The organism is Bradyrhizobium sp. P2_E8, from assembly GCF_056403875.1.
Window position 1 is genome coordinate 1 of the sequence record NZ_JBFUES010001301.1, and the last position, 1,747, is coordinate 1,747.

General features: G+C 65.3%; 3 protein-coding genes. All 3 read left to right on the plus strand.

Features of this window, described 5'->3' with window-relative positions:
• Nucleotides 1-599: 599 nt before the first annotated feature.
• Nucleotides 600-1,061 (plus strand): tellurite resistance TerB family protein, encoded by a 462-nt coding sequence (locus AC1D00_RS39800; RefSeq protein ID WP_477014463.1) that lies wholly within the window; start codon nucleotides 600-602, stop codon nucleotides 1,059-1,061.
• A 2-nt stretch (nucleotides 1,062-1,063) separates the two neighbouring features.
• Nucleotides 1,064-1,426, plus strand: coding sequence for a hypothetical protein (locus AC1D00_RS39805; RefSeq protein ID WP_477014464.1), 363 nt, complete (start codon nucleotides 1,064-1,066; stop codon nucleotides 1,424-1,426).
• Nucleotides 1,423-1,747: TerC family protein (locus AC1D00_RS39810; protein WP_477014465.1), on the plus strand; the 325-nt coding region annotated here is incomplete at its 3' end. The genes AC1D00_RS39805 and AC1D00_RS39810, both read left to right, overlap by 4 nt.

Here is a 1,747-nt window from a genome sequence, read left to right on the forward strand (position 1 = left end):
TCACCGTCGCGCGCGCATCTTGTGGAGCGGGTGAATTGAAGGGGCGACGCTGTCGCCCACACTCCGTCATTGCGAGCGCAGCGAAGCAATCCAGAGTCTTTCCGCGGAGGGATTCTGGATTGCTTCGCTACGCTCGCAATGACGATGTGGAAGCAACTGCTGCCACCATAGTTTTCTCGTGCCCCGGACGCAGCGCAACGCTTGTTGGCGGTGCGCTGCAGAGCCGGGGCCCAAGTTGCAGCAGAATGCGTGGCCTCCTGGGTCCCGGCTCTGCGCAGCAGCGTTGCACGCTGCAGCGCGTCCGGGACACGAGCCGATGCTGAGCAGCTTCCATAGATAGCACCATGGAACCGATGCGGCGGCTGGTCGCAGTCGCCTCGCCTTGATTCCGACAGGCCCATCTTTATCTGTGAGCAGAACAAGAATCCGGGCCCCTCTGGCGAGGCCGCCGACGAATGTCGGCCAACCTCGCGATGTCGGATGACCTGTCCCGCGCGAATGCGATGGATCGGCCGATCGTCGGGCCTTCTCTGTTCCCTCCGACCCAATCGTCCCCATCGCAGCTCCGCGCGGCCATTTCGCAACGTTGAGGAGCATCGATGTCTGACACCAAATACTCCAACCCGATCGAACTCGAGATTGCCGAACCGTCCAGCCTCAATGAGCAGGCTGCGGCTGCGCTGATCATCGCCGGCGCGCTTGTCGCGGTCGCCGACCGGCGCGTCTCGCCGGTCGAGCGCGACGAGGTGATCCGCTTCATCAGGGATCGCGGTTTGGCGCCGCATATCGGCGACGACCGATTGTTCGCGATGTTCGACGAGCTGGCGGAACGTTTGGAGGAGCCGGACTTTGCCAATGTGGTGATCGACACGCTGCGGCCGGTCTCGAACATGCCGCTCTCGTCCCATCTGATGGAGCTGTCGGAGCGCGTTGCGGCCGCGGACGAGGACGTGCATCCCCATGAGGTGCAGGCGATCAAGCTGCTGCGGCTGCTGACGCTGGTATTGCCGCGCGCCAAGCAGGTCGGACCGGGTGCGGCAGGCACCCTCCCAAAGGAGTGAGCATGAGCGCGACATCGGACGAGCGTACGACCGGAACCGCGGGCAACACCGGCCAGATGGCCGGCGGTGATCCGCGCCTTGACAGGCTCGTCCATCGTTTGCCGCCCCGCATGGGCGACACCGTCACCTATCTGCTCAAGCCGTCCAGCCGCTGGGTGAGGATTCCCTCCGGCGCGCTGCTCGTCGTCGGCGGCGTGTTCTCCTTCCTGCCGGTGCTCGGCGTCTGGATGCTGCCGCTCGGTCTCGCATTGCTCGCCGAAGACGTGCCTGCGTTGCGCTCCGCCCGCTCGAAGGTGTTCGACTGGATCGAACGCCGCAAGCCGCAATGGTTCGAACCGTCCGCACCGAAAATTGATCAATCATGACTGAGTTCATCACCGCCGACGCGCTGTCGGCGCTGCTCCAGGTTGTCCTGATCGACCTCGTGCTCGCCGGCGACAACGCCGTCGTCATCGGCCTTGCCGCCGCCGGCCTGCCGGCCGGGCAGCGCAGGCGCGCCATCGTCGTCGGCATCGTCGCGGCCACGGTCTTGCGCATCGTCTTTGCCGGCATCGCGACCCAGCTCCTGCAGGTAATCGGCCTCCTGCTCGCCGGCGGCGTGCTGCTGCTCTGGGTGTGCTGGAAGATGTGGCGCGAATTGCGCGAGCAGACCGCGCATGGCAGCGAGCTTGCATTCAACCATGGCG

What these genes read in the sequence shown, in the direction of transcription:
- AC1D00_RS39805 (WP_477014464.1), top strand. Translation starts at nt 1,064, where the DNA reads ATGAGCGCGACATCGGACGAGCGTACGACCGGAACCGCGGGCAACACC.
- AC1D00_RS39800 (WP_477014463.1), top strand. Translation starts at nt 600, where the DNA reads ATGTCTGACACCAAATACTCCAACCCGATCGAACTCGAGATTGCCGAA.